The organism is Rhizobium mayense, assembly GCF_030272705.1.
In the GTDB taxonomy this organism is placed as follows: domain Bacteria; phylum Pseudomonadota; class Alphaproteobacteria; order Rhizobiales; family Rhizobiaceae; genus Rhizobium; species Rhizobium mayense.
Map to the genome: position 1 here is coordinate 2,501 of NZ_JARFYM010000073.1, position 4,243 is coordinate 6,743.

The following is a 4,243-nucleotide window of genomic DNA, read 5'->3' on the forward strand; positions in this document are numbered from 1 at the left end:
CGAAGATTGTCGCGCCGAAGCTTGAGAGCGAAGGCGGACTGGTTCGGCATATGCTGTCGCACTGATGGTGCTGACGCTGAATTGTCTTCTGAAGAAATAAAAGTTTGCATCGGCTTAGTGCCTGATGCCTGTTCTGCATACATTGTGAAGAGAAGATTGATCTGGAGGCTTCCAGGTGTCGGGTTTTACCCGGCGTCCGAGCCCGGTCTTTGCGAAACCATGGATGGCCTAGCCGGCCGGATATGGTGGAGAGGCCGGAGGTAGGAAGGAAGCTTGTCGCTCTGGGTCGTTGTTGTTTGCAGTCCTTCCGGACTGCATCTGACGGACGGCTGGATTACCGTTGCCTGACCGCGCGGTATCGGATCAAATCTCGAGAAGCTGGTCTTAAGACAGGCTGCAAGCGGGCTGCTCGGCGTAGCTCCAATGAAGCAGACCTGTCGAACACGTCGATGGCATTGTTGAAGCGCGATTGTAAAAGGTAATCGCGCCGGCTTGGTTCGGCGCACTGCAAAGTGTCCGGATAGTCAGATTTGGAACCCCTTCGAGCGCAAGCGAGAAGGATAGGAATTCCAAATCCAAGCAAATGATGAGCATTGGCAATGAGAACGATCAAGTGTCGTAAGGGCATTTAGTGGATGCCTAGGCATGCACAGGCGATGAAGGACGTGATACGCTGCGAAAAGCCGTGGGGAGCTGCGAATAAGCTTTGATCCATGGATCTCCGAATGGGGCAACCCACCTTAAATACTTGGAAAATCTGAATTGTTGACCGACTGACCTCCTTGTCTCTTGCTTTGCTCTTTGGGGTAGGCGAGGGAAAAGGATCGAAGCCCGTGGGCTTCGCAAGGCCAGAGGCCGTCGCCGCTGATGCGGCGTAGCCTCAACGGTCTGGAGGCTGGTAAAACACTTCAGGTTTCCAAGTATTATCAATAAGGTATCTTCATCTGAATAAAATAGGGTGTAAGAAGCGAACGCAGGGAACTGAAACATCTAAGTACCTGCAGGAAAGGACATCAACCGAGACTCCGCAAGTAGTGGCGAGCGAACGCGGACCAGGCCAGTGGCAATGAGTGTTAAAGTGGAAGAACCTGGAAAGGTTTGCCGTAGAGGGTGACAGCCCCGTACGCGTAGATACATTCATTGTCCTAGAGTAGGGCGGGACACGAGAAATCCTGTCTGAACATGGGGCGACCACGCTCCAAGCCTAAGTACTCGTGCATGACCGATAGCGAACCAGTACCGTGAGGGAAAGGTGAAAAGCACCCCGACAAGGGGAGTGAAATAGAACCTGAAACTGGATGCCTACAAACAGTCGGAGCCTGAAAGGGTGACGGCGTACCTTTTGTATAATGGGTCAACGACTTAGTGTAACAAGCAAGCTTAAGCCGGTAGGTGTAGGCGAAGCGAAAGCGAGTCTGAATAGGGCGATATAGTTTGTTGCATTAGACCCGAAACCGAGTGATCTAGCCATGAGCAGGTTGAAGGTTGGGTAACACCAACTGGAGGACCGAACCCGCATCTGTTGCAATAGATTGGGATGACTTGTGGCTAGGGGTGAAAGGCCAATCAAACTCGGAAATAGCTGGTTCTCCGCGAAATCTATTTAGGTAGAGCGTCTGGCGAATACTCCCGGGGGTAGAGCACTGGATGGGCTATGGGGACTCACCGTCTTACTGATCCTAACCAAACTCCGAATACCGGGAAGTACTACCAGGCAGACACACGGCGGGTGCTAACGTCCGTCGTGAAAAGGGCAACAACCCTAACCTCCAGCTAAGGTCCCCAAGTCATGGCTAAGTGGGAAAGGATGTGAGGATCCCAAAACAACCAGGATGTTGGCTTAGAAGCAGCCATCATTTAAAGAAAGCGTAACAGCTCACTGGTCTAGTCAAGGGTCTTTGCGCCGAAAATGTAACGGGGCTAAAGCCATGCACCGAAGCTGAGGATTCCTCTTTGAGGAGTGGTAGCGGAGCGTTCCGTAAGCTGATGAAGGGACAGCCGTGAGGCATCCTGGAGGTATCGGAAGTGCGAATGTTGACATGAGTAACGATAAAGAGGGTGAGAGACCCTCTCGCCGAAAGACCAAGGGTTCCTGCTTAAAGTTAATCTGAGCAGGGTTAGCCGGCCCCTAAGACGAGGCGGACACGCGTAGTCGATGGGAACCACGTTAATATTCGTGGGCCTGGTGGAAGTGACGGATTGCTCAACTTGTAAGGTCTTATTGGATTGATCTTGCAGGGACGCGGTTCCAGGAAATAGCTCCACCGTATAGACCGTACCCGAAACCGACACAGGTGGTCAGGTAGAGTATACCAAGGCGCTTGAGAGAACTATGTTGAAGGAACTCGGCAAATTGCACGCGTAACTTCGGAAGAAGCGTGACCCTTTTTTACGCAAGTATGAGAGGGTGGCACAGACCAGGGGGTAGCGACTGTTTACCAAAAACACAGGGCTCTGCGAAGTCGCAAGACGACGTATAGGGTCTGACGCCTGCCCGGTGCTGGAAGGTTAAGAGGAGGGGTGCAAGCTCTGAATCGAAGCCCCAGTAAACGGCGGCCGTAACTATAACGGTCCTAAGGTAGCGAAATTCCTTGTCGGGTAAGTTCCGACCTGCACGAATGGCGTAACGACTTCCCCGCTGTCTCCAACATAGACTCAGTGAAATTGAATTCCCCGTGAAGATGCGGGGTTCCTGCGGTCAGACGGAAAGACCCCGTGCACCTTTACTATAGCTTTACACTGGCATTCGTGTCGGCATGTGTAGGATAGGTGGTAGGCTTTGAAGCAGGGACGCCAGTTCTTGTGGAGCCATCCTTGAAATACCACCCTTATCGTCATGGATGTCTAACCGCGGTCCGTCATCCGGATCCGGGACAGTGTATGGTGGGTAGTTTGACTGGGGCGGTCGCCTCCGAAAGAGTAACGGAGGCGCGCGATGGTGGGCTCAGACCGGTCGGAAATCGGTCGTCGAGTGCAATGGCATAAGCCCGCCTGACTGCGAGACTGACAAGTCGAGCAGAGACGAAAGTCGGTCATAGTGATCCGGTGGTCCCGCGTGGAAGGGCCATCGCTCAACGGATAAAAGGTACGCCGGGGATAACAGGCTGATGACCCCCAAGAGTCCATATCGACGGGGTTGTTTGGCACCTCGATGTCGGCTCATCGCATCCTGGGGCTGGAGCAGGTCCCAAGGGTTTGGCTGTTCGCCAATTAAAGCGGTACGTGAGCTGGGTTCAGAACGTCGTGAGACAGTTCGGTCCCTATCTGCCGTGGGTGTAGGAATATTGACAGGATCTGTCCCTAGTACGAGAGGACCGGGATGGACATATCTCTGGTGGACCTGTTGTCCTGCCAAGGGCATAGCAGGGTAGCTATATATGGAAGGGATAACCGCTGAAGGCATCTAAGCGGGAAACCCACCTGAAAACGAGTGTTCCCTATCAGAGCCGTGGTAGACGACCACGTTGATAGGCCGGGTGTGGAAGTGCGGCAACGCATGAAGCTTACCGGTACTAATAGCTCGATTGGCTTGATCGTTCTTGTTGCCAGTGCTCATCAAGCTCCGCTTGAGGAGCACGCAACAACAACTCTTTTGTCCTCACGCACCTTCGGGTCTTCGACCCTGTGCTGCGGACGGCGCGCCGGACTTCCGGCGACGCGCCTTGCGCTTGCGGTCTTCGACCGTAAGTCCAAAACGACGTGTTTAAAAAATCCAGCTTCTCAAAACGTTGCGCTTCGCTGACCTGGTGGTTATGGCGGGGTGGCCGCACCCGTTCCCTTTCCGAACACGGCCGTGAAACGCCCCTGCGCCCATGGTACTTCGTCTCAAGACGCGGGAGAGTAGGTCGCTGCCAGGTCTGCCAAACGCAACTCCGAGCAAACCCATTACGGTTTGTCCGATGATTTTAAATCTTCTCTGACCAAATAACGGCCAAGCCGTGTTACAATAGGCCGCTCACAAGCGGCCTTTGTCGCTTCTCAAAGCTTCCGAGACACTGAAATACAGTCGTCTCAAAACAGGTGTGCTCCAACAGGGTGCCCACCTGACACGAGACAAATCCTCCGGATTTGCTCGGATGACGCAAGCCGCAAGGCTTGCTCAAGCTCCGACGAACCCTTCGGGTTCGATCAGGGCGGACAAACCGCAACGCGGTTTACGCTGGTAACGCGGGGTGGAGCAGCCCGGTAGCTCGTCAGGCTCATAACCTGAAGGCCGCAGGTTCAAATCCTGCCCCCGCAACCA

Annotated in this window: 1 tRNA gene and 2 rRNA genes; all 3 read left to right on the forward strand. The window is 53.9% G+C overall.

The features are described 5' to 3' along the window. Positions 1 to 607 precede the first annotated feature (607 nt). The 3 genes from PY649_RS34360 to PY649_RS34370 all read left to right on the forward strand — a co-directional run bounded on the left by PY649_RS34360 (position 608) and on the right by PY649_RS34370 (position 4,243). Positions 608 to 3,537: ribosomal RNA gene (locus PY649_RS34360) — 23S ribosomal RNA — on the forward strand. Between the two features lie 205 nt (positions 3,538 to 3,742). Beyond that, positions 3,743 to 3,857: ribosomal RNA gene (rrf, locus tag PY649_RS34365) — 5S ribosomal RNA — on the forward strand. Positions 3,858 to 4,166: 309 nt separating this feature from the next. Next, positions 4,167 to 4,243 (forward strand) — tRNA-Met (locus PY649_RS34370).